This is a genomic window from Paenibacillus sp. lzh-N1 (assembly GCF_002872435.1).
GTDB classification, from domain to species: domain Bacteria; phylum Bacillota; class Bacilli; order Paenibacillales; family Paenibacillaceae; genus Paenibacillus; species Paenibacillus polymyxa_C.
The window spans coordinates 92,098-115,362 of sequence record NZ_CP025696.1; the positions used below are offsets into that span (position 1 = coordinate 92,098).

Annotated in this window: 21 protein-coding genes; 2 read left to right on the forward strand and 19 right to left on the reverse strand. The window is 46.5% G+C overall.

What is annotated here, in order from left to right; translation table 11 throughout:
- Window positions 1–174: 174 nt before the first annotated feature.
- From C0638_RS00445 to C0638_RS00490, 10 genes are all read right to left on the reverse strand, one after another.
- A complete protein-coding gene (locus tag C0638_RS00445; RefSeq protein WP_013370112.1) occupies window positions 175–1,071 on the reverse strand; it encodes a 5'-3' exonuclease in 897 nt (298 codons plus the stop codon).
- Between the two features lie 72 nt (window positions 1,072–1,143).
- Complete coding sequence (locus tag C0638_RS00450) at window positions 1,144–1,509, reverse strand: arsenate reductase family protein (RefSeq protein ID WP_040101789.1); 366 nt, start codon at window positions 1,507–1,509, stop codon at window positions 1,144–1,146.
- A 44-nt stretch (window positions 1,510–1,553) separates the two neighbouring features.
- Window positions 1,554–2,513 carry an RluA family pseudouridine synthase gene (locus tag C0638_RS00455; RefSeq protein WP_058711775.1) on the reverse strand — a complete coding sequence of 320 codons (960 nt, stop codon included), beginning with the start codon at window positions 2,511–2,513 and terminating at the stop codon, window positions 1,554–1,556.
- A 21-nt stretch (window positions 2,514–2,534) separates the two neighbouring features.
- Window positions 2,535–3,098: a cob(I)yrinic acid a,c-diamide adenosyltransferase gene (locus C0638_RS00460; protein WP_013370109.1), complete on the reverse strand. Its 564-nt coding sequence runs from the start codon at window positions 3,096–3,098 to the stop codon at window positions 2,535–2,537.
- A gap of 18 nt (window positions 3,099–3,116) precedes the next feature.
- Window positions 3,117–3,686, reverse strand: a complete 570-nt coding sequence (locus C0638_RS00465; RefSeq protein WP_013370108.1) for a hypothetical protein — start codon at window positions 3,684–3,686, stop codon at window positions 3,117–3,119.
- 100 nt (window positions 3,687–3,786) lie between these two features.
- Window positions 3,787–3,993 (reverse strand): aspartyl-phosphate phosphatase Spo0E family protein, encoded by a 207-nt coding sequence (locus C0638_RS00470; RefSeq protein WP_013370107.1) that lies wholly within the window; start codon window positions 3,991–3,993, stop codon window positions 3,787–3,789.
- A 115-nt stretch (window positions 3,994–4,108) separates the two neighbouring features.
- Window positions 4,109–5,320: an aminotransferase class I/II-fold pyridoxal phosphate-dependent enzyme gene (locus tag C0638_RS00475; RefSeq protein ID WP_081317831.1), complete on the reverse strand. Its 1,212-nt coding sequence runs from the start codon at window positions 5,318–5,320 to the stop codon at window positions 4,109–4,111.
- Between the two features lie 12 nt (window positions 5,321–5,332).
- Window positions 5,333–5,833, reverse strand: a complete 501-nt coding sequence (locus C0638_RS00480; RefSeq protein WP_013370105.1) for an Lrp/AsnC family transcriptional regulator — start codon at window positions 5,831–5,833, stop codon at window positions 5,333–5,335.
- 143 nt (window positions 5,834–5,976) lie between these two features.
- Window positions 5,977–6,363 carry a spore coat protein gene (locus C0638_RS00485; protein WP_025676375.1) on the reverse strand — a complete coding sequence of 129 codons (387 nt, stop codon included), beginning with the start codon at window positions 6,361–6,363 and terminating at the stop codon, window positions 5,977–5,979.
- 32 nt (window positions 6,364–6,395) lie between these two features.
- Window positions 6,396–6,632 (reverse strand): hypothetical protein, encoded by a 237-nt coding sequence (locus C0638_RS00490; RefSeq protein WP_013370103.1) that lies wholly within the window; start codon window positions 6,630–6,632, stop codon window positions 6,396–6,398.
- Window positions 6,633–6,745: 113 nt separating this feature from the next.
- On the opposite strand from C0638_RS00490, the gene C0638_RS00495 reads away from it, so the two are divergent.
- Window positions 6,746–7,984: an NAD(P)/FAD-dependent oxidoreductase gene (locus C0638_RS00495; protein ID WP_058711773.1), complete on the forward strand. Its 1,239-nt coding sequence runs from the start codon at window positions 6,746–6,748 to the stop codon at window positions 7,982–7,984.
- Between the two features lie 68 nt (window positions 7,985–8,052).
- On the opposite strand, the gene C0638_RS00500 is transcribed toward C0638_RS00495, so the two are convergent.
- The 4 genes from C0638_RS00500 to C0638_RS00515 all read right to left on the reverse strand — a co-directional run bounded on the left by C0638_RS00500 (window position 8,053) and on the right by C0638_RS00515 (window position 13,021).
- Window positions 8,053–9,306, reverse strand: coding sequence for an MFS transporter (locus C0638_RS00500; RefSeq protein WP_058711772.1), 1,254 nt, complete (start codon window positions 9,304–9,306; stop codon window positions 8,053–8,055).
- A 116-nt stretch (window positions 9,307–9,422) separates the two neighbouring features.
- Window positions 9,423–10,130 (reverse strand): hypothetical protein, encoded by a 708-nt coding sequence (locus C0638_RS00505; protein ID WP_058711771.1) that lies wholly within the window; start codon window positions 10,128–10,130, stop codon window positions 9,423–9,425.
- 55 nt (window positions 10,131–10,185) lie between these two features.
- Window positions 10,186–10,599, reverse strand: a complete 414-nt coding sequence (locus C0638_RS00510) for a DUF350 domain-containing protein (RefSeq protein WP_014599569.1) — start codon at window positions 10,597–10,599, stop codon at window positions 10,186–10,188.
- A gap of 52 nt (window positions 10,600–10,651) precedes the next feature.
- The gene (locus tag C0638_RS00515; protein ID WP_058711770.1) at window positions 10,652–13,021 is read right to left on the reverse strand and encodes an endonuclease MutS2; all 2,370 of its coding nucleotides are present in this window, start codon (window positions 13,019–13,021) and stop codon (window positions 10,652–10,654) included.
- Window positions 13,022–13,174: 153 nt separating this feature from the next.
- Here C0638_RS00515 and C0638_RS00520 point away from each other — a divergent pair, with 153 nt between their 5' ends.
- The gene (locus C0638_RS00520; RefSeq protein WP_058711769.1) at window positions 13,175–13,534 is read left to right on the forward strand and encodes a phage holin family protein; all 360 of its coding nucleotides are present in this window, start codon (window positions 13,175–13,177) and stop codon (window positions 13,532–13,534) included.
- Window positions 13,535–13,683: 149 nt separating this feature from the next.
- Here C0638_RS00520 and C0638_RS00525 read toward each other — a convergent pair whose 3' ends face one another.
- The 5 genes from C0638_RS00525 to C0638_RS00545 form a co-directional block, all read right to left on the reverse strand.
- On the reverse strand, window positions 13,684–15,708 hold the full coding sequence (locus C0638_RS00525; RefSeq protein ID WP_058711768.1) for a hypothetical protein: 2,025 nt from the start codon (window positions 15,706–15,708) through the stop codon (window positions 13,684–13,686).
- Window positions 15,709–15,916: 208 nt separating this feature from the next.
- Window positions 15,917–18,364, reverse strand: a complete 2,448-nt coding sequence (gene pheT / locus C0638_RS00530; protein WP_040101796.1) for a phenylalanine--tRNA ligase subunit beta — start codon at window positions 18,362–18,364, stop codon at window positions 15,917–15,919.
- 28 nt (window positions 18,365–18,392) lie between these two features.
- A complete protein-coding gene (pheS, locus tag C0638_RS00535) occupies window positions 18,393–19,424 on the reverse strand; it encodes a phenylalanine--tRNA ligase subunit alpha (protein ID WP_013370093.1) in 1,032 nt (343 codons plus the stop codon).
- Window positions 19,425–19,872: 448 nt separating this feature from the next.
- Entirely contained in the window at window positions 19,873–21,723 is a 1,851-nt protein-coding gene (abc-f, locus tag C0638_RS00540; protein WP_058711797.1) for a ribosomal protection-like ABC-F family protein, read from the reverse strand.
- Between the two features lie 362 nt (window positions 21,724–22,085).
- The gene (locus C0638_RS00545; protein ID WP_058711767.1) at window positions 22,086–23,123 is read right to left on the reverse strand and encodes a pectate lyase family protein; all 1,038 of its coding nucleotides are present in this window, start codon (window positions 23,121–23,123) and stop codon (window positions 22,086–22,088) included.
- Window positions 23,124–23,265: the final 142 nt, after the last annotated feature.

Here is a 23,265-nt window from a genome sequence, read left to right on the forward strand (position 1 = left end):
CTGAAACGAGCCTAAGGTCAATCCCCTTATCACAATTGTATAAAATCCTTCACATGGCTATATATCTTCGCTGGCATAATGGCATATAAATAAGGACACTCACGCACCAAGCGTCAGCATCCCTATATAACTTAGTCTACCTGAAATGTACATCCCTAGCCTAACAGCTCTTCATTATGATCCGGTTGCGACACCCATCAACGTACACAAGCTTTTCATTTCAAGTTGCTCAAATTTGTCGACAATTTGCACGTGATCCAGTGTCAACAGACAGCTGTCTAAAGCACATGCAACAGGCACATCACAGTGAATTTTAGCAAGTTTGCGTGAAAGATGCAGCATATCCAAATCACTCTCGATCTTTTTACGGACCGACGGTGTCAATTGATCTAGATTTTCCAGAATGCCTTCAATGGAGTCGTATTCCTGCACCAGCTTGAGGGCTGTTTTTTCACCAATTCCGCGTACTCCCGGGTAATTGTCACTTGCATCACCCATCAGACCTTTGAGGTCCACCACTTGGCGCGGCTTAAGCCCTTTTTCAGACAACAGCGTCTCCGGGGTATATACCATGTAATTGCCATGTCCTTTTTTCATAATAATGACTTGTGTCCGCTCATCTACCAATTGAAGTAAATCATGATCTCCCGATAGAATCATGACATCCATGTCCTCATTTTGCGAATAATGGCGTGCGAGCGTACCGATGCAATCATCCGCTTCAAAGCCTTCCGCCCCAATGTTGGGAATGCCGAGGCTGTCCGTCACTTCACGGATCAAAGTAAATTGAGGAATCAAATCATCTGGCGCGTCGGCTCGGTTTCCCTTATACGCAGCAAAATGTTCCCCACGGAATGTCGTTCCGCCCATATCCCAGCAGCAAATGACATGTGTAGGATTAAAGGTTTGGACTGCATCCCAAAAATATCGAATAAAACCATATATGGCGTTCGTTGGTACTCCAGCTTTTGTACGACGGATATAACCGTTTGCAGCGGTTGCATAATAAGCACGAAAAAGCAGGGCCATGCCGTCAACCAGCATTACGGATTGTTCATTGCGTTGTGTCACAGATTGTATTGCTCCCATTCATCATATTATTTAACCCCCACAGTATAACATATCATGGTGGTAAATTGGGCGTTACTGAGCTCCCCACGTCCCCTCAAATGTTTCCTCTTTGAATCCTACCGTTACTTTACTCCCGTCAGTTACAATTGGACGTTTGATTAATCTTCCATTCGAGGACAAAAGTGAAATTTGCTCTTCACGGCTCATGTTTCCAAGCTTATCTTTCAGCTTTAACTCTTTGTATACTTCACCGCTTGTATTGAAAAACTTTTTCAACTCCAGCCCGCTTTTATTAATCAAGTCTTCCAGTTCCTCCGGGCCGGGCGGTTGTTCAAAAATAGGAATCAGTTCCGTCTCATGCCCCTTGTTTTGCAGCCATTTCACTGCATTACGACAGGTGCTGCATTTAGAATATTGATATACTTTCAGTTGGCTCATCGCTAGATTAACCTCCATTTAGTTTCAATCTATTATTGAATATTTTATTCTGGATGATATTGAGCTCTTAACAGCTCTTGCATTCTGATCATATCGTCCGGCAGAGGAGCGTAAAACGTCATCCGCTCCCCGGTCATAGGATGTACCAAGGACAATTCCGAAGCATGCAGGGCTTGTCGAGGCATCCTCGCATCAAGCTGATCATAGAGCTCACGCTGCACAGCGTCATTAGGTGTAATCCGGTACATTTTATCTCCGATCAACGGGCAACCGATATATGTCATGTGCACCCGAATTTGGTGCGTACGTCCGGATTCCAACTTTAGACCGATGCGGCTTCCTCCGCTCCACACTTCCTCTAGCTTATATAGCGTAAGAGCAGGATAACCATCCGGGGTCACCATGCGCAAATGCGGATTATCCGGGTTGCGGTCAATCGGTCCGTCCACCCTGCCTTCCTGCTGCTCAGGGCGCCCATGCACCAAGGCTGTATAGCGTTTGTCCACCGTTCCCGCAATCATCTGTTCGGAAATATGCTGATGGACATACGGATTTTTAGCTACAACTAGCACGCCCGTCGTCTCCTGATCAAGACGATGAACAGGACGAAACCGAAACAGCTCCCCCTTGGTCTGCCAATAATGCACAACCCCGTTAGCCAGCGTCCCTGTGTAGTGACCATGAGTCGGGTGGACAATCATGCCCGCCGCCTTGTTCACTACTAACAGATGTTCATCCTCAAACAAAATCTCAAAAGGAATGGGTTCGGGTAAAATATCGTCGGAACGCTCGCGTTCCATGCGAATCTCTACTCGATCCCCGGACTTTACCTTTACGCTGATATACACACGTATCCCGTTCAGCATAATCCCCTGTTCGGTCAGCTTGAGTTTGGATATGAGCTTACGAGAAATGTTCATACGTTTTTGGAGAATGGTCTTCAACAACATGCCCTCCTCCTCAGGAGGGATCATATATACGATAGGTTCATAGTACAAGCTCATCACAAATTCCCGATTGCCTCCTTATTTGCGGAACACCTTTTTGCTGCGCACATATTCGACATCGGGCACACCCTGACGCACATTCGCTGTGCGAGCCACAACAAAGAAGTAATCGGACAGGCGGTTCAAATACCGACGTACCGCGGGATTGATATCTGTGTGCTTACCTAGTGTAACCGCACGGCGTTCCGCGCGTCGGCAAACCGTGCGGCAAACATGAAGCGTCGAAGATAATGTGCTTCCTCCCGGGATAATAAAGCGCTCCACCTTTGGATTTTCCTCCTGGCATGCATCAATCCAGCCTTCCAGCCGCTCTGCCAGCTCGTCTTTTACCTTATATTTACTTTCATTGATTTTAACAAACGCCAAATCCGAACCACAATCGAACAGCTCCTGCTGTATTTCTTCCAATTGAGTCCGAATGTCCGCAAACTTCTCCCCTTCGGCAAAGCTGATTGCTTGTCCTACAAAGCTGTTCAGCTCGTCAATGGTACCGTACGCCTCCACACGGTCGTCATCTTTGGACACTCGGCCGCCGATCACAGAAGTTTGCCCTTCATCGCCTGTTCTGGTATAAATACCCATATCATTCCATCCCCTTTATCATTCTGTGAGTGCTTTCAGTACCTTGATGGCTTCTTCCTTATTGCTTGTGCGTGGCGGTACAGTAGCAAATAATGTGTTTGAGTTATATTTTAGGTCCTTAAACATCTTCATCTGCTCCACCGGAATTCCGAACAAATGGGTTGCCTTGATTACATCCGTTCCTTCTTCCCCTTGCTCCTTTTTCTTAAATACGCCGCCCTCGAACACACCCCGGGCATACGTCTTTTTGTCAAAGGCATCATCTAACGGTAGATTCGAGCCATTCTGTCCATACAACTTCATGTCCTCTTCCGGCAAAAGAAACAAATCATGCTCTCCGGCCGCATATTCTACGACCAGCTTCTGCTGGTTATACAGTGGGCTGACTGAAATCTCGATCGTCGGAGCCTGTTCGCCCAGCTTATCCTTAAGCTTTTGTGCCAGCTCGTCACGAATAACTGATGCATCCCCTTTATCCATAATAAATATGGAGAAGCTGTCCTTGTCCCGTCCCCCACATCCAGCCAATAGTACAAGTGCTATGATTCCGATAATCCATGGCGATATCCTTTTTAGCCCTGCTCTCATATGTACGCCCCCTCTTCCATGCCACTAATATATCATAAGTTGTGAATGCAAAAAAAGAAGGCCCTGCGGCCTTCTTCGTAGCTACGGTGACTTCACACAGTTACACTCTGCATTCCATACCGTACAGCTTCATGTATTCATTGATTTTCAAATCAAGCTTGCAGCTGATCTCGATGACAAGATCAGAGGTGAAGGACTGCTCTTCCTGAAACGTCCGCATCATCTCATTGCGCAGGAACAAAATTTCATCTTCCAGGGAAATGTCGTATCCTATTGAACTCGGCGACTTATATCCAACATATGACATGAGCACTCCTCCTGTAATTGAAAAATTGAACTTCCTGCTTCCGATTTCAAATTATAGCATAGAAATTTAGAAATAAAAGACTATTTTCTATGAATTACCCATAAAAAAAATAATTTTAACCTTCTTTTTTAACTTTTTCAACAAAATGACCAATCCGATCCAGAGCTTCCGTCAGCTGAGTGACAGAAGTCGCATATGAGCACCGAAGATAGCCTTCGCCTCCCAAACCAAACACATTGCCCGGTACAGCTGCAACTTTGGCCTCTGCCAATAGGCGCTGCGCAAATTCATCCGAGCTGAGTCCTGTGCTTTGAATACTCGGGAAAACGTAAAAAGCCCCTCTTGGCTCGTGGCATTCCAGACCAATGTCGCGGAATCCCTCAACCATCAGACGACGACGCTGATTATAGGCTTCTACCATTCGATCTTTCTCACCCATACCATTTCGCAAGCCTTCCAGTGCTGCAACTTGGCCCATAGAAGGCGCACACATAACAGTGTACTGATGGATTTTGAGCATAGCAGCAATCAAATCAGGATGCCCGCAAGTATATCCAATACGCCAGCCAGTCATGGCGAAGGCTTTGGAAAAACCACTAACGAGAATCGTACGATCCATCATACCCGGTACCGAAGCAAAGCTGACATGCTTGTCGCCATAATTCAATTCGGCATAGATTTCATCAGAGATGACGATCAAATCATGCTTTTCCACGATTTCCGCAATCGGAAGCCAATCTTCATAAGTCATCGTAGCCCCGGTCGGGTTGCTCGGATAGCATAAAATCAACACCTTGGATTTTGGTGTAATTTTTGCCTCCAGCGCCTCAGCCGTCAGCTTAAACTCATCCTTGGCAAACGTTTCAATACCGACCGGAATCCCGCCTCCAATCGAAGTGATTGGAGAATAGGAAATGTAGCACGGCTCAGGCACCAGAATTTCATCACCAGGTACAATTAAGGCGCGCAACGCAAGATCAATTGCCTCGCTACCTCCAACTGTTACGATAATCTCATTTTTAGGATCATAGCGGACGTCAAATTGCTCATTCAGATACTCACTAATCGCTTCACGCAGTTCTGGCGTTCCCGCATTAGACGTATAGCTGGTGAAGCCTCGCTCCAATGAATAGACACAGGCTTCCCGCATATGCCAAGGGGTTGTAAAATCCGGTTCGCCTACCCCCAGGGTAATAATGTCCTTGTTACCACCCACCAGGTCAAAAAACTTACGGATACCCGATGATGGAATCTCGCGTACCAATGGGGATAAATACGAACTCATGGCCTTGTTACTGTCGGTGAATGCTTCTGTTTTGAAATTCATCATGATCTTCCTTTACGGCGAAATCATCAGACGATTATCTTCCTGATGGTCCTCAAAGATAATTCCGTCCTGCTTGTATTTTTTAAGCGTAAAATTAGTCTTGGTAGACAAAACCGAATCAATAGGGGATAGCTTCTCCGACACAAAATTAGCGACCTCACGGAGATTTCGGCCTTCCACCTCTACCAGCAAGTCATATGCTCCGGACATGAGATAAACAGATTTAACTTGCGGATACAAATAAATCCGTTCTGCAATCCCTTCAAATCCTCTTCCACGCTCAGGTGTAATCTGCACTTCGATCAAAGCGGTAACCTTTTCGTCGTCGACTTTGTCCCAATTGACTACAGCGGCGTATTTGACGATCACATGTTGGTCTTCAAGCTCTTTAATTGAGGTGCGTACGTCTTGCTCGTCTACCCCCAGCATAGTAGCCAATAGAGTCGGTGTTCTTCTTGCATCTTCTTTTAACAATTCCAGCACTTTTAGTTTTAATTCATTCAGCTCTGTCATTCTACATAAGGCCTCCATCGAAAGAGATTACTATACATCATACAATACGCACTTTAAACCTGCAAAGAAAAACCGTCCGCCCCGGTAAACCCGGCAGACGGACGGCTGTTATGGGAAATTGCTTCAAAAACGGAAAATCCCGTTTACATATAATAAGGGTTGCTTTGATGAGTAGATTGGCCTTGCTGATGCATAGGTTGACCATATACTCCCGCGGATGACGACTTCTGCTGAATGAACTGTTGGCATTCCTGTTGGGTCTTGCGAGCTTCTTGAATCTGTTTATCCAAATCGATGCGCAGCGCTTTAGTCGGAGCGGTGTACATATTATTCTGGCTCATTAGATGATACAAATCACCTTGCAGACGCAATGTATCATTCGTAAGGTCGGTGAACATCTGACGCACAGACGGGCAATTGGATTCTGTCGTCGCTGTTGTGTACTCGCGCACTGTACGTTTCATATCAGCAAGAATGGTATAGAGCAAATCCTCTTCGGGCATAAATGACATATTGTTTTGTGAATACATTCTGTCAAACCTCCTTTATTAGTTAGTCCAAATTACTGCTGCGGCTGCATTGGAGCAAGCTGCTGATGCTGTTGAAGAGCATTAGAAAGCAGATTCAAGTGGTGCTCATGAGTTCTTGCCAGTTGCAAACAGGCTTGTTGGATGGCTGGGTGCTGAATAGACGCCGCTGTGGCCGCACATTGTTTGAGCAGTAGTTCTTCATTGGAAATGGAGTCCACGATGTACTCCAGCTCTTTGCCTGACAAGGGTTGCATGTTCGTAGATTGCATAGTCTCTGTGCCTCCTTAAATGTTTTGTTGCACGCTGGTTATCTTGTCCCTTTGACGAAATACTATGTACACATAAGAGATACTACATATTGCCTATAAGGAGTGCTACTTATATGGAATTGATAAGCGGGAATACATATTGGCCGAGTACCTTGGAGCACACGCTGGATTTTCCGCCTTTGGCTGAAGATTTAAATTGTGATGTACTGATCGTCGGAGGCGGGATGGGTGGATCCATCTGCTCCCGGTTAATGGGAGAACGACAGGTTGACACTGTACTTATTGACAAGCGCAAGCTGGTACACGGAAGCTCTTTGGCCAATACAGGACTGCTGCAATATAGCAATGACAAGACCTTAACCTCTTGCATCCACACGTTTGGTGAAACGAACGGCGTACTGTTTTACCGCATGTGCAAAGATGCTCTGGATCAGTTAGAAAAGCTGTCCACCACACTGGATACAGACCCTACCTTTATTCGGCGCAGCAGCCTGTACTATGCAAGTACGTGGGAGGATGTACTGATGCTTCAGGAAGAGTACGAACAGCTAACCCGGTTTGGATTTCCAGTGGAGTTCTGGGATGAGCAACAAGTTGCTGCCCGATTTCCTTTTCGAAAACCAGCGGCGTTGTACACACATGAAGATGCTGAAGTGAATCCATTTTGTTTTGCCCAGGGGCTGCTGCAATCTGCCAACCGTCTTGGTGTTCGCTTATATGAGCATACGGAAGCCAAGCATTTTGATTTCAACGATAATGAGGTCGTTTGTCATACCAGCGGTGGAATGATCCGAGCAAAAAAAGTTGTTTTTGCAACAGGTTATGAAACACAAGAGATTAAAGCCGATCGCGGAGCCGTTCTAGAGAGCTCTTATGCTATCGTCACCAATCCAATCGAAGATGCTCCCTTATGGCATGAGCAGTGTCTGATCTGGGAAACTGCTCGTCCTTATCTATATATGCGCTCCACACCGGAGGGACGGATCATTATTGGTGGTTTGGATGAACCTATATTGGACGCCAGCCAGCGTGAAATCAGGCTCTTACATCAACAGCAAAAGCTGCTACAATCGCTAAAGGAATTTTTTCCCGGTGTCCCATTTCAAATCGACTATGCTTGGGCAGCTGTATTTGGTTCCTCTCATGACGGCTTGCCGTATATTGGTCCACATCCGCGTTTTCCAAATTGCTACTTTTTGGAGGGTTACGGAGGGAATGGAGCAGTCACGAGTATGATGGCAGCACAGCTATTGGCTGATGAACTGACGGGCATACACCGACCTGAAATGGAGCTTTATTCTCTGACTCGTTCTACCAAACCCTCGCCTGAAACAACGGAACCGATGATTTAATTGGGATATAACAAAACCTCCTTTTCCTATATAAATGGATTTGGAGGTCATTTGTATGGAAATTCCAATTATTCGGTTTGCTTGTGCCAGCGTCGTGCATGGGAATCGGACTTGCATTGCTTCGTTTTTTGTTCCATTTTCAGCACACTTCGCATAAAGAGCCATCCAATCACTGGCATCAATGCCAGTCCAATCAACAGCCAGATCATCGCCGTAGGAGCCTTGCTGATACTTAGGACGCCCAAGAAAATGAGTGTCCCCGTCAACCGACCTATCATTAAGCATAGTTCGCGCAGTACAACCAGTTCCACTCTCTGATTAGCGTCTCCTTCACTCGTACCCATTAGATCAAAGCTCGCAGAGATCATAGGAATTAAATACAAGGGCATGAATAAAGCGGTGCCAATCCCCATAATCAGCAGCGTGCTATACTCCATACGCCACAATAGCGGTAAAAGCGCGATCACCAACAGCACGGCACCCAACAACATACCAGCCGAGCGATAGTGTGGCTTGAGCCATTTTCCGACAGCCCAAAAGCTGAAAAATGAAACCCCCGATGTAATAAGTGAAAACTGTGCTAGCTTCCATTCCTGTTGAGTAACTACATACACAAGCAGCGTAATCAGGAAAGCAAACACACCTTCACGAATGCCCTGCGTAACAAGCGATAACGACAACGGACGCCACATACTTCCTTTTTGTGACAATCGCTGCTTAGGCTCGATCCAATTGTAATTTCCTGTCGGTTTACGCTTGCGAAGAAAGAAACTTAGCACCACTCCTACGACATAAAAGGCCAAGGAAATACTGAATATCACACGATAACCCGCGTCATCCTCCATACGCGCAATAATCCAACCAGAGAGCCATGGACCCACTATACCGGAAAATGAGCCCAGCAGGCCCACCCATCCGTTAAAATGATCGCGACTTGCCTGATCCGTGACTTCGAAAAAAATGACATTAAACGCCAGCCAAAATAAACCTAACGCTGCACCCAACAACATTCCGAGCGGCCATATGTAGTTTACAGCCTGCGGTCCCGTATACAACACGATTAGATAGAATAGACCGGACAATGCGGTTCCCACGCGCAGGGCATTCATTTTGTTATGTTCCTTGACCCACTTTCCAGCTACCCAGACCATAATTCCCAGCGCAATTTGTTGACTGACATTAAACCATCCGATCATCGCGTAATCCTGCCTACTTTTCCACAAATACACATTAAGAAATGTGCCGGACAATGCTGCTGCAAACACAAACAATCCATTCAAGCTTAATAGCAGAATGGATTGTCCGTTCAGGTTTGATTTCAATGCAGTTCCCCCTAACGGAAAGATCACCAATCAGCTTATTACGAGTCAGCTTGTTCAAAGATTTCTTTGATTTAACATGCCCGTATTGAGCTTGGACCTATCCGGGGAATCGCTATTTAAATATTGGAAATACCGCTGAGCTTCTCCAGCATTCGCAGTCGGTCATTCTCTGACAAAGTCTGCTGAACATGGAAGCAGCTAGGACACACATAAACATTCAAGACGAACGGCAAATCCAGAACAGGCTTGCCGAGCACTGGGGATATCGATGGTTCGAAGCCTTCTCTGGTTACGGTTTGCGAACCCGCATGCAGCATGTACTCTCCGCATTGGGAACATTCAAGAACCTCATCTTGCCTGTCGAGTAATTGTTCAGCCCCTTGTTCATAAGCCATAAGATCCGCACCGCTTTCTTCAAATTTTTGTAAAGTATGCAGCACAGGCAGCTTATGAAGCTCATTATCCTGCAATAACGGTGCATCAGCTGGCTTTTCAGATACGACTTCATCCTCTGCCTCGTATAAAATATCCTGCTCGTCATCATCGCCAAGCTGAATACTCAATGTACGATAACCCTTTAGGTCTTCTTTTTCATGAGCATGGAGCGCCGGGGTTACAGAAACCGCATGATCATGTATCGCATCTTCATGCCCATCCGTATGTCTGTGAACAGATGGAGAAACAGACTCAGACTCCTCTTCATCATCTGTTATGTCTGAGTATCCTTTCAGATCATTATGGCAATAAGGACACTCTTCTTCAGGCCCTAATTCTTCATCCCAAATAATTTCCATGTTACACCATGGACAAATAGTCATTTCCAAGCTTTATCATCCTTCCGTTCCAAAGCGTATACCAAGCTCTAGTATACAGGATGTGTCAAGTTACACTCGCACCAATCACATAAGATAACGATATTGAAATAATCATGGAGAACAAGCCGACCGCACGGTTATCCTCTTTAATCTCTTGATCGATAGAAAATACCGGTGTCAGAAATTCAAAAAGGAAGTATGCCGCAAGTAGCAGTAAAAAACCAACGAATGACCAGATCATCGTATCATACACGCTGGATTTTGCCTCCATCGCAAAGCGGAGCACGTTGCAAATACCGAACATTTTCCCACCCGTTGCCATGGCTACCGAAACATTGCCTCGCTTAATCTCTTCCCAACATTTATAACGGGTTACCAGCTCAAAGCAGGACAAAAATACAATTAACTCCAGCACCGCCACGGAGAAATAACCCAGCATCATCCCCAACGGATGTGATAGCAATTCATCAATCGCCATCTTCACCTCGTCCCTCCCGTTCTACCAAGCGTTCTCGGTCAGCAACCCATATCTATTCCAATTCAGCAACCGTTACACCCGTGCCGCCTTCATTGTAGTTACCGATACGGTAGCTTTTCACATGCTTATGCTTGCGCAGGTACTCCTGAATACCGGTTCTCAAGACCCCCGTACCTTTGCCGTGAATAATGTATACCTGACCCAGATTGGCCAAAAACGCTTCATCCATGAAGCGGTCCACTTCCATCAGCGCTTCCTCCACGTTTGCCCCACGAAGGTCAAGTTCACTTCGCACATTATCATCCCGTGTCCGCTTAACGCCAGTCACTGGCTTTTGGACCCTTGGAGCCGTCGTTTGGGCTGGTTGTAGCAGCTCCAGATCATCCAGACTGACCTTCATTTTCATGATGCCCAGTTGAACGATAGCTTCCTTGCTGCCAGTCAGTTCAACTACGTGACCTTTTTTATTCAGACTGTGAACGGATACTTCATCGCCAGCCATGATGGAACGAGTACGCGTAGTGATTGAACGTTTGGCTGTACTTTTCTTGCGTTGCTTCGGTTCAGCTTCATCCAGTTCTTTACGAGCTGCAATCAGCTTGTGCTCCTTAACCGAGGCTCCCTCTTCCTGAGCCAATCTGCGCAAATCAGTAATAATTTTTTCTGCTTCACTACGAGCCTTATCTACGAGAATTCTTGCTTCGTCTTCAGCCTTTTTCAGCATGCGGTCCCGTTGTGACTCCAGCTTATCCAGCTCGGTCTGATGACGGGTACGCAATGCTTCCATTTCCTTACGCAGCTGCTCTGCTTTTTCCCGTTCTTGCTCAGCGGTCAAACGGTTCTGCTCCAGTGATGCAATCATGTGCTCGACGCGCTGATCTTCTTCCGTTACCTCGCCACGGGCATAATCTAATATCCGCCCTGGTAATCCCAATCGCTCGGCAATGGCAAAAGCGTTACTTCGCCCAGGTACACCAACCAGAAGACGGTAAGTCGGGCTTAATGTAGCGACATCAAACTCCATACTTGCATTAATAATTCCTTTGCGCTCATAGGCATACGCCTTCAATTCACTATAGTGAGTCGTCGCCACCATACGGCAACCCAGAGCATGTATATGCTCCAAAATAGACACAGCCAGAGCCGAACCTTCTGCCGGATCCGTTCCTGCCCCCACCTCGTCAAGCAATACAAGACTTTTAGGTGTCATATTTTTCAAGATGCTAATAATATTGGTCATGTGACTGGAAAATGTACTCAAGTTCTGCTCAATGCTCTGCTCGTCACCAATATCGGCATAGATTGCATCAAATACGCATAGCTGGCTTTCATCCTCAACAGGCACAAACAGTCCAGACATCGCCATCAAACTTAGCAGACCTATCGTTTTCAGGGTAACGGTTTTCCCCCCTGTGTTCGGTCCGGTAACGATAATGGAGGTGTACGAATTACCCAGTTCCACATCTATGGGAACGACCTGTTCCAACGGAATTAGAGGATGTCTACCCTTTTTCAGCTTCAAGTACCCACGATCATTCATTAAGGGCAGCGTTGCCTTCATTTCACGAGCGAGACGCGCTTTCGCAAAAATAAAATCAAGATTGCCCAAAATATCCACATCATACAGCAACATATCCGCTTGTTCTGCGACAAGTGCGGTCAGCTTTTGTAAAATGACTTCAATTTCACGCTCTTCTCTCAGCCTGGTTTCCCTCAGCTTGTTGTTCATGGCCACGATGGATTCAGGCTCGATAAACAATGTTGCGCCAGACCCGGATTGATCATGCACAATTCCGCCAAAATAAGAACGGTATTCGGCCTTGACCGGGATGACAAACCGATCTCCACGAATCGTAATCAACTGATCCTGAAGCATTTTGGACACAGTTGAGGAGCGAATCATGGAATCCAGCTTCTCACGAATACGCACTTCACCGGAGCGCAGCTCCCGGCGAATTTGTGAAAGCTCTGTACTGGCCGAATCCAGCACTTCTGCATTTTCGTCAATACAGCCTTTAATGGAGTTTTCCAAACTTCTTTGTTCCGAAAGCTGCTCACTCCAATACAGCAAAGTTTCAACAGGATTTTCCTCATGCAAACTTGTTACATATACCTGTATACGGCGTGCAGCTTGAACCGTTGTCCGAATACCAAGCAACTCCTGCGGACTTAACGTTCCTCCAATACGGGCACGCTTCACCGCCGGAGTGATATCCACTACTCCGTTAAATGAAGGCACTCCTTTTAGTCGATCAGCAGCATAGGCCTCGTCCGTACCTTTCAGCAATTTCTTGATATGCTCCAAATCATCGCTGGGCTGTAATCGAAGGGCTGTCTGTTGTCCCGTTGCCGTTTGGGCATAGTGACTTAGTTTATTTAGAATTTTTTGATATTCAAGGGTTTTGAAAATTTTAGAGTCCAACTTCACTGCTCCTTTCACTTATATCTATATTATACCGAAAGCAGCAAACTTACGCTATTTGCCAACTATGCTTTACACATAAGAAAGCTCTTCATGCCACACACTAACCTTTGTCTAACCCTGTTAATTCAAAAAAACAAAGGAGGTTATTCCGTGAGCATTCTTGGGCACATTGTACGTTTCATCGTTGCCGCTCTGGTTTTGATGGTCGTAAGCTGGATCGTTCCCGGATTTAGTGTAGGCGGCTTTTGGAGCGCGCTGATCCTTGCCATTGTCATTGCCTTGATTGGCTACATCGTCGAGGCGGTGTTTGGTCGACGCGTTTCTCCATTTGGACGCGGTATTGTCGGTTTTCTAGTGAGCGCTCTGGTTATCTGGGTCGCTCAATATGTCGTGGCCCATGTTAGTGTTTCAATTATGGGCGCATTGCTCGCTGCATTGGTTATCGGGATTATCGATCTGTTCATTCCGGTATCGACACCATTTGAAGCCGGGCGCAAGGAAGGGAAATAATTTCAGCAGACACTTCCAGTATAGCTGTCCCGAAGCAGATTCGTCTGCCAAAGGACAGCTTTTTGTCACTTACACTTCTTAGCGATCCATAAACAAACAATCCCCGGCCATGAGCAGCCGGGGATTGCCTTACAATTATTAATCCGTATCTACTGATCCTGTTCGATAAGTTCAATCCATTCATTATACTCGGTTTGAAGCTTGGTGTATTCTTCCTTTAGTTGACGTAATTCAGTCGAAATCTTCTCTGCATTTTCTCGGTCTACATCCTGTTGTACTTGTAATAAACGAAGCTGATGAGCTGCCATTTCATATTTTTGACCCACTTCGTCTAATTCAGACTGCAAGGCCATCCGTTCCTGCTCTATGGACTGCTGTTCTGCCTTTGCGGTGTTGGCAGCTTCAACTGCGGAACGAATCTCTTCCTGAAGTTGTTCCTTTTGTTCAATCGTTACCGCTATTTCCCGTTCCCAAGAAGCAAATTCTTCCTTACGGGCAGCATCTTCAGCTTCCAGACGTTCCGCTTCAGCCTTCAACTGATCATATTTCAGCTGCCACTCCACAGATGCCTTCTCAGCGCGTTCCAGTTTACTTTGCCGATCATGATTTTCCTGCTGGAGTTGCTTAATATGTTGCTCCAGCTGTCCAGCTCGGCTCTTCATGCTTCCATATTGCTCCTGAAGCGATTGATACGCCTTCGCGCCCTCTTGCTCTCGGACTTTGGCTTTCTCAAGCTCGTCCTGAACGCGAATCAGCTCAGGCGATAGCTCCTTGATCTTCGCTTCAAGTTGAACTAGACGTTGCTGCTGTGAAGCATATTTATCATTAGCAGCTTCAACCTCAGTCACAGTCTGCTGTAGTTGTTGCTCTATTGCTTCCTTCTGTTCACGCGCTTCCAGCAGAGAAAGCTCCAACTCGTCGGCTGCCAATTGACGTTCTTCTGCAAGCTTCTTCCATGACTTCTCACTTTCAGCGAGCGTAGCCAGCTCGCTTTGCAGCTTGCGAGAAGATACATGAGCTTGCTCCAGCAGCTTCTGCATCCGGCGCTGCTCTTCCTCCAGCTTAGCCGCCTGCTGCTGCGTAGCCTTGGCTTCATCCAGCAATTGATCATATCTGATTTGCAGTTCTTCACGCGCAAGCGTATCTGCCTGCTCCCGCTCTGTTGCCGCCTGTTGCTGTGCTTGCAGCTCAGCCTCCAGTTCGGACTGTTGTTGCTCCAATGCTGCAGCTTGCTCTTGAGCCTCCTTCAAACGAGAAGAAAGCTCTGCACTACCTGCCTGTACTTGTTCTAATTGCTCCTGAATCTCCTCCATCCGAATCTCCTGCTCCAGTGCAGCTTCCTCAGCACGTTTCTGTGCTTCCTCATGCTGGAGCTTTTGCTCATTTAGAGCCAATTCAGCCTGTTTACGTTCCTGCTCCAGTTGTTCATTCAGCCCGGAGCACTTGATCTGCCATTCGCTTATCTTCTGGCTATGCTCTTGCTGCAAAGCAGATCGCAGCTTGTCTAGCTCAGTGCGATTTCGCTCCTGATGAGCCTTTTCCGCAGCGGAAAGCTTAGCTTCAGCTTGTTTAGCCGCTTCGGCTATTTCCCTCTTCAACTGCTCTTCTGTCTGCCGGACACGCGCATTCGCAGCTTCTTGCTGCTCTTTCAGCTTACGAGAAGCTTCTTGGCGAGATTCTTCCAATTCACGCTTAGCTTGTTTTTGTGCATTTTCAAGTTCAGCCGCTTTTTTCTCCTGCTGTTCAAGCTTTGCCCTTAGTTCGGCAATTTCCTTGGCTGACGCAGATTCAGCCTCCACCAGCTTCTTCTGCGTCGTTTCTTTTTCTTCCCTCAATTGAACAAGGGCTTGATGCATATCTGTATTTTTCTGCTGTTGTTCCCCTAGAGCCGTCTGGAGTTGGGCCAGATCTCCCCGGAGCTCCGCCCGTTCCGCTGCCAAGCGGTTCATATGGCTCTGGATCTCCTGAATTTGTACAGCTTCTTCAGCCATATGAACCGCAGCCAGCACGGCAATTCGGGGCATATCCAGACGCGAATGAGCTTGAGAAATGCTGTGCATACGTTCATCTACGTAATTGGCAACCTGCTTCATATAATCACTATTACTGCCGACAAGTTTATAAGAAGTACCGTAGATCTCTACAGTGACGCGAGTACGATCTGGTGTAGTCACAATTATGCCCTCCTTCAATACTACTGTATGTTGATTCTAAGGTGTGTCCGGTACTAGGGTAACCCGCCTTCCGTGAAGCGTTCAACCTTATTAGTCCGGCTTCCCCGCAGCGGGTGAATATCAGAGTAGAGAGCTTCTATGATGATAGGCCAAAAAGCCGTATCGAACCTCTGTCACTAAGATTCGATACGGCTTCCCGCATTTCCTGCTACTTTCTCAATTCCGCTCCAAAAGTTTGTTCCAGAGACGTAACGACAGGAGAATGCGCCGCATTGATCTCTTCATCCGTCAACGTATGCTCCCAATGACGATAGGTCAGGGAAATAGCCACGCTCTTCTTGTCTTCACCAAGCTTGCTGCCTGTAAATACATCAAACACCCGTGCATCCTGCAACAGTTCTCCGCCTGCAGCGTGAATAACACGAAGCAGTTCACCTGCCTCAACGTCTTTATTCACCACGAGGGCAATGTCACGTTCCACGGATGGGAAGCGAGCCAGCTCTCTGAACTGAATATGGGAGTTTGCATGCTCAACAAGCTGTTGCAACGCAATTTCAGCTACATACGTATCGTTCAGTCCATAGGACTGTTGCAGTTCAGGATGGATCTGTCCAACCGTACCGATCCGTTGGGAGCTTCCGTTCACATCCAGCCATACTGAAGCGGAACGTCCTGGATGGTAGCTTTGCGGCTGGTCAGCCACATAACGAATGCTGGCACTTAGTCCGAAATAGTCAAACACCGTTTCAAGCGCACCTTTAATATCAAAGAAATCGACCTTTTCAGCTCCGATGTTCCATTGTTTCTCACGGCGTACTCCAGTCAACAGCAGACTCAGCACTTGAATTTCCTGCGGCTGGCGGGTTAATGTTTGCTCTTCTGTATAGAATACAGTTCCCATCTCAAAAATTGCTAGGTTATCTTGCTTGCGATTCATGTTGTACACCGCTGTATCCAGCATTTGCGGAATGATACTTGTACGTAACACACTACGATCTTCACTCATAGGCATAGCCAAACGTACCGGATGGCTGCCTTCTGTTAGAGCGTTAAACAAAGCCGTGCTTTGCGGATGTACAAAAGAGTAACTGATCGTCTCCTGCCAGCCACCATGAGCCAGCAATCTGCGCAAGGAGCGACGCAGAGATTGCGATGCCGTCAAAGCTCCTGGAGTTGTTGGACCTTCAATCGGCGTGGTTGGGATATTATCGTAACCATACAGACGTGCTACTTCTTCGATTAAGTCCACATCAATGGTAATATCTCCACGGCGTGTAGGTACTTCAACTTCCAGCACCCCTGGCTCTGTGTCACCGCATCCGAAATGAAGTCTACCAAAAATCGTCTTCACCTCAAGCAGCGACAGTTCGGTTCCCAAATATCGATTTATTTTATCTAGCGACAGCTTGATAATATGATTTTCAGCTTTTGCGGAAGCAGACTCTACAATACCCTGGTGTACAGTGCCCCCTGCATAACGCTGGATCAGCGCAGCTGCACGATTCACAGCAGGTATAACAGCACCTGGATCAACCTCTTTTTCAAAACGCAGACTTGCTTCCGAACGCAGTCCAAGTTGACGGGATGTTTTGCGAACTGTTCCCCCGTCAAACTTCGCAGATTCCAACGCAATGCTAACCGTTGCATCCGTAACCTCAGAGTTGGCTCCACCCATTACGCCTGCTAATGCAATCGGCTTCACGCCGTCCGTAATCAGCAGCATATGCGGTTCCAGCTTACGTTCCTGATCGTCAAGTGTAATCAAAGTTTCGCCTGTACGAGCAAGCCGAACCTCAATATTTCCATTTTCCAGCTTATCCGCATCAAAAGCATGCAACGGCTGGCCGTATTCCAGCATAACGTAGTTCGTAATATCTACGATATTGTTAATCGGACGAACACCTGCCGCCATCAGACGATTTTGAATCCATAACGGGGAAGGCCCCACTTTTACACCTGTGATATAACGTGCTGCATAGTGCGTACACAGTTCAGGAGTATCTACCTTTACGGACAGATGATCTGCCGCTGCATCGCTAATTTCCACCAGATCCTTAGCGGGGTCAGCCAGCGAAATGTCACGTCCTAGAATGGCACTCACTTCATAAGCGGCTCCATGCATGCTCAGGCAATCCGAACGGTTGGGTGTCAAATCAAAATCCAGCACCTGGTCATCCAGGGCAAGCAGCTTCGTAATTGGCGTACCAATTTCAGCATCTTCTGGCAGCACCAAAATGCCTTCCTGCAATTCTTTTGGCAATAGCTTATCATTCATGCCCAGTTCTTTGGCCGAGCAGATCATGCCCATGGACACAACACCACGCAGCTTGGCCTTTTTAATATGAAAATCTCCTGGCAGCTTGGCACCTACAACTGCAACAGGAACCTTTTGACCTGCATCCACGTTCTTGGCACCACACACAATTTGCAAGTCTTCTCCCTGACCCGCATCGACAATACACACATTCAGCTTATCCGCATCTGGGTGCTTTTCTTTGCTTTTGACATAGCCTACAACGACGCCAGTAATTCCTTGGTTACGATGTTCGACTTCATCAATTTCAATGCCCGAACGGGTGATTTTTTCTGCTAGCTCCTCCGCACTCACTTGATCCAGTGATACATACTCGGACAGCCAATCGAATGATACTTTCATATGGGTTCACTTCCCTTGATATAGTTGTTTATTGACGCGCAAACTGCTTCAAGAACGACAGATCGCTGTTATAAAAATGGCGAATATCATCAATGCCGTATTTCAAAATGGCAATCCGTTCTACACCCATACCGAATGCAAAGCCACTGTATACCTCGGGATCAAAACCACCCATTTCCAGCACTTTCGGATGCACCATACCACAGCCTAAAATTTCAATCCACACGCGCTCGCCGTTTTTCTTCACAAAAGTCACGTCTACTTCAGCACTTGGCTCGGTGAACGGAAAGAAGCTTGGACGCAAGCGGATTTCGGTCGATTCCCCGAACATTTCGCGTGCAAATTGCAGCAAAGTTCCTTTCAAATCACTCATACGAATGTCTTTTCCAATCACAAGACCTTCAATTTGGTGGAATTGGAAGGAATGCGTTGCATCGTCATCATCACGTCGGAATACCGTACCCGGACAAATCACCTTAATAGGCGTTTCACCCTTCATCGCCTCCATCGCGCGAATCTGAACTGGTGACGTATGAGTACGCATCAACAGATCCTCGGTCAGGTAAAATGAATCCTGCATATCGCGTGCCGGGTGATTTTTAGGCAGATTCAATGCTTCGAAGTTATAATAATCGGTCTCTGCCTGCGGACCCTCAGCCACTCGATATCCCATACCTGTAAAAATATCCTCGATTTGCTCGATCACTTTGTTAAGTGGGTGGAGCCCGCCTTGCGGCATTGCGCGTCCAGGCAACGTAACGTCGATTTTTTCTGCTTGCAAGCGCTCATTCGTTTCTGCTTTCGTGAACTCGTCCTGCTTACGGTTAACGACCTCTTCAATCGCCTCGCGCACCTCATTGGCTACCTGTCCAACAACTGGACGCTCTTCCGCGCTCAGCTTGCCCATACCGCGCAAAATTTCGGTCAACGCACCCTTTTTACCCGAATATTTAACTCGTAGATCAGCCAGCTCCTTAGGTGTTGCCACCTTCTCCAATACTTCCAGTGCTTCTTCCTTCAAGGCCAGCAAATGTTCCTTCATTTGGATGGTTTCGCTCATCGCCTGTTCAGTCCCCTTTCTTCATATCCAGCTTTTCAGACAACAAAAAAAGGTCTTTTCTCCCGAAAAGGGACGAAAAGACCGTGGTACCACCCTCGTTAGACAATGAAGTTTAGCAACCCGATGCGTTGCCTTATGGCAATCAGTACGGGTGTTCATTCATGCTATGCATCATCATCTCGCTCTACACGTTGTAACGGTCGTGAACCGGTATCCCCTACTTGCACAACCGCCATTTACATGACGCTTGAGGTTCAAGGAACTGCTCCGGAGCGAACTTCAACAGCCCAATATTTGCAGAAACGCTCTCAATCCTACGGCGCTTCCTCCCTGTTCAATCGGACACTGCCTACTCTTCTCCATCAAGACATTTTCAAAATACGAACTATTGCTCATTATTATATGCAAACTACTGCACTTTGGCAAGCAGCGCCTATATTTCATTCCTTCAGATATCGGGATCATTCAACTGATCTAGCTTGGCACGAATGCGCCTGATGTCGCTCAAGAGCTCCTCATTTTCTTCACTCGTCCCCGTCATTCCCATCAGTTCGGTAAGACGCAACTGTAATCGAAGACGTTCCTCCCGCTCCTCCTGATCCTTAGGCTCTCGGATACGGCTCCGTTCATCTTCTTGTTTTTCGTCGGCCGTCCCTTCATAGATTTCATATCCGCCGCCCGGCTTCATATCGAGTAACCGAGTTGCCGTACAACGCACCAGCTCCCGGTCATGCGAGACGAGTACCAACGCCCCATCATATCGGCGTAAAGAATCCTCTACAATTTCACGGGTTTCAATGTCAAAGTAATTCGTCGGTTCATCCAGCACCAGCAGATTGGCTCCACTAAAGTACAGACGCAGAAAAGCTACCCTGCATTTTTCTCCCATACTGAGCGTTCCGATCCTTTTGAATACGTCCTCTTTGGCAAATAGAAAACAGCCCAGCACCGTTCTCGCTTCTGTTTGGGTCATTGTAGGGAGCGCAAGCAGACTGTCGAGCAACGTCTGATCCTCTGGAAGCTGCTCCAGCTCCTGTGAAAAATATCCGATGTTCAACTGTGGGTTGGCTGTAATTGTCCCCATCTGCGGTTCGAGCTGACCTGTTAATAACCGAAGCAGCGTGGTTTTGCCAATTCCATTGGGTCCCCGAACAGCCAAACGTTCCCCACGTGCAACGTTCAGATTTAGATTTTTCACAATGACATGGTCGTCGTAGCTAAAGTCAACCTGTTCAGTACGCAGCAAATATTTAGCCTGAAAACCGCTATCACTTAATTTCATGTGCAAAGACGGAGCTTCACATGGTTGTTCTACCCTGTTAGCCTCCAGTCGCTCCAGTTCCTTCTCTTTCGCATGATAACGGGAGATATTTTTTTTAGCCTTGGCCTTATAGAAGCTCTGTGTAATAGCCACTTCGACTTTGGATGCGCTACGATGTGCCTGGTGAAACCATTCCCTGTAATTTCGAATCGTGTCCTCCAGCGCCTGTCTCGCCAGTTCCTGCTTCCGATAGCTCGCCTCCTGCTCTCGTTGTTCCCGCTCCTTTTGTGCTTTATATTCCTTATAACCGCCTTTATAGCGCCCAATACCTGTGGATGTAAGCTCAACTATACTCGTGGTCACCTGATCCAAAAAGGCTCTGTCATGCGATACAAACAACAGTGTTCCAGGATACGTGGATAGCCACTGCTCCAGCCAGAGCAAGCTTTCGGGATCCAAATGGTTGGTTGGCTCATCCAGCACCAGCAACTTCGGCTGCCTGACCATCAGTCCAGCCAGTCGTACTCTTGTCTTCTGTCCACCACTTAGATCACTATAAGCAATGGACCACGTCTGTGTAGGCATCCCCATTCGGGTGAGCGCCTTTTCCACCTCAGACTCCCAGGCAAAGCCTTGCAGGCTTTCATATTCATCCATCAGCTCGCCGTAACGCTCCAGATGATGCTCCATATCCTTTTCAGGATCGGCTAGATCAGCTTCCAGCTGTCCCAACTCTTGCTTGAGATCCCAGTACTGAGTGCTCGCCTGCTGTGCGACCTCTAGTGCGGTTCGAGACCAATTCACTGTATCCTGCTGCTTCAGCCAACCTCGCTCTTCCAGCGGCAAATCATGCTCTACTTGACCAGAGGTTGGTGCTTCATCTCCCAGCAATATTCGCAATAGCGTCGTTTTGCCTGCCCCATTTCTTCCAAACAACGCGAGCCGTTCTCCTTCCGTCACGTCCAACGACACCTTCTCAAATAAAGATGTCCCGTTCCATTCCTTGACTACATTGCGAACACGCAAAATGGTTTTCATACCACGATCATCCTTTCCCAGTCCGGTTTTCACACCGGAAGCAATAAAAAAAGCCGCAGAAGGCTGCGGCTTGCATACAAGGAATATAGAATGGCTGTTATGAATTATTTCAGAACTTATGCTTATGAAAAATAACACCGCGAACGAAAAAGCACTTCTCGTTCCGGAAATATACGCATACGTCCCTACTTTCATTTCAGACACACTTCTCCCGTTGCAGCTTGCAGCCGCCTGCCAGTAACGTGCAGTTGAGTGGGAAAATCAGTGTGCTTACTTCATCGGACGTATGGTTACCTTCCTTTTCATGGGATACTTACTTGCAGTCATTATAGCAGATCACAGCATATTTTCCAATACCCGCTTTATTTTCCAAAGACCAAAGTTGTATTGGACGAACCTGCATACTTAGTTACGAATTCTCTAGTATATTCAGGAGTTTGAACTTGATAGCTGTAGTTCTTGCTCGGATTCCATCGGGTCACAGGCGATTTTTGGTTAGTGATGGCTGGAAAACTACCTACATCTTTAAATTCACCATTGGCTTTATCATCCAGAATGCCGCCCTTTTCACTACCTTTTCCAAAATAATTATTCTCGGAATAAATTCGTGCATTGGTTGCTATTGTGTAAGCCAACTGAAAATTATTAATATAATTATTTTTTACATGGAAATATCCATATCTCATCAGACCTGGACCGCGTACAAGTAAGTTTTCAAAATAATTATTGGCAATCGTAATATGGGGCATGCCGTCATAATTTTTATTGCTGTCATCTGGATAACCCAGAATAAGGCCATATTTATGATTCGCAAATTTGGAGTTGCTAATGGTTACATAATCAGCCGATTGTCCTATGTACAAAAGTTTGTCCAAATCCGAGCCATTTGCATTATAATTATGACCTGCAAAAGTAACATGATCAATCCAATAATTTGTACCTGCAGTAAGATATAGCTGGATATCATCGTTACCATTAATACTGGCACTGTGCTCAAAAGTTAAATTTTGAAAGATCACATTTCCCGAGTTAGCTGTTGTTTTCAAATGAATATTGACTAGCTTATTTTGCGCATAAGAGCCGATTAGCGATTTGTTAGAACCGATATTGACCACGGTTTTAGAAGAAGCAGAAATATTCTTTTCAATGACCAGAATTTTGGGAGTTGAATCCCCTAGCTGATTTTTCAATTTGTTTAGATTATTGATATAAATGACCTGACCATTTTTGCCCCCTGTTGTAGCTGGCTTTGAAGCTCCTGTTTCGCTTTTAGCCTGTCCAGCAAAACCAATCATGCCATTCGTCGACGTATTTGGGAAATCAGTCGCAGCGAACGTAGCACTTGCTGAAAAGGTAAAAAACACAAAGGCCAAAGCTAAAAGAAAAGAGATTTTTCTCATCGCAGCCACACCATCCTTTTTTTATATTAAATTCCAATTATGAGACTATACTTTTTTTGCAAAATGGTAAATAGTTCTTTTTATCTGTTTATTTATAGCATATAAGAGAAATATTTAAATTATATTATTTAACAGCGTGAAA

Coding starts and splice junctions, on each gene's coding strand:
- C0638_RS00450 (WP_040101789.1), bottom strand. CDS start 1,509: ATGAGCCAACTGAAAGTATATCAATATTCTAAATGCAGCACCTGTCGT.
- C0638_RS00455 (WP_058711775.1), bottom strand. CDS start 2,513: ATGAGCTTGTACTATGAACCTATCGTATATATGATCCCTCCTGAGGAG.
- C0638_RS00460 (WP_013370109.1), bottom strand. CDS start 3,098: ATGGGTATTTATACCAGAACAGGCGATGAAGGGCAAACTTCTGTGATC.
- C0638_RS00465 (WP_013370108.1), bottom strand. CDS start 3,686: ATGAGAGCAGGGCTAAAAAGGATATCGCCATGGATTATCGGAATCATA.
- C0638_RS00470 (WP_013370107.1), bottom strand. CDS start 3,993: ATGTCATATGTTGGATATAAGTCGCCGAGTTCAATAGGATACGACATT.
- C0638_RS00475 (WP_081317831.1), bottom strand. CDS start 5,320: ATGAATTTCAAAACAGAAGCATTCACCGACAGTAACAAGGCCATGAGT.
- C0638_RS00480 (WP_013370105.1), bottom strand. CDS start 5,833: ATGACAGAGCTGAATGAATTAAAACTAAAAGTGCTGGAATTGTTAAAA.
- C0638_RS00485 (WP_025676375.1), bottom strand. CDS start 6,363: ATGTATTCACAAAACAATATGTCATTTATGCCCGAAGAGGATTTGCTC.
- C0638_RS00490 (WP_013370103.1), bottom strand. CDS start 6,632: ATGCAATCTACGAACATGCAACCCTTGTCAGGCAAAGAGCTGGAGTAC.
- C0638_RS00495 (WP_058711773.1), top strand. CDS start 6,746: ATGGAATTGATAAGCGGGAATACATATTGGCCGAGTACCTTGGAGCAC.
- C0638_RS00510 (WP_014599569.1), bottom strand. CDS start 10,599: ATGGCGATTGATGAATTGCTATCACATCCGTTGGGGATGATGCTGGGT.
- pheT (WP_040101796.1), bottom strand. CDS start 18,364: ATGAAAGTATCATTCGATTGGCTGTCCGAGTATGTATCACTGGATCAA.
- pheS (WP_013370093.1), bottom strand. CDS start 19,424: ATGAGCGAAACCATCCAAATGAAGGAACATTTGCTGGCCTTGAAGGAA.
- abc-f (WP_058711797.1), bottom strand. CDS start 21,723: ATGAAAACCATTTTGCGTGTTCGCAATGTAGTCAAGGAATGGAACGGG.
- C0638_RS00545 (WP_058711767.1), bottom strand. CDS start 23,123: ATGAGAAAAATCTCTTTTCTTTTAGCTTTGGCCTTTGTGTTTTTTACC.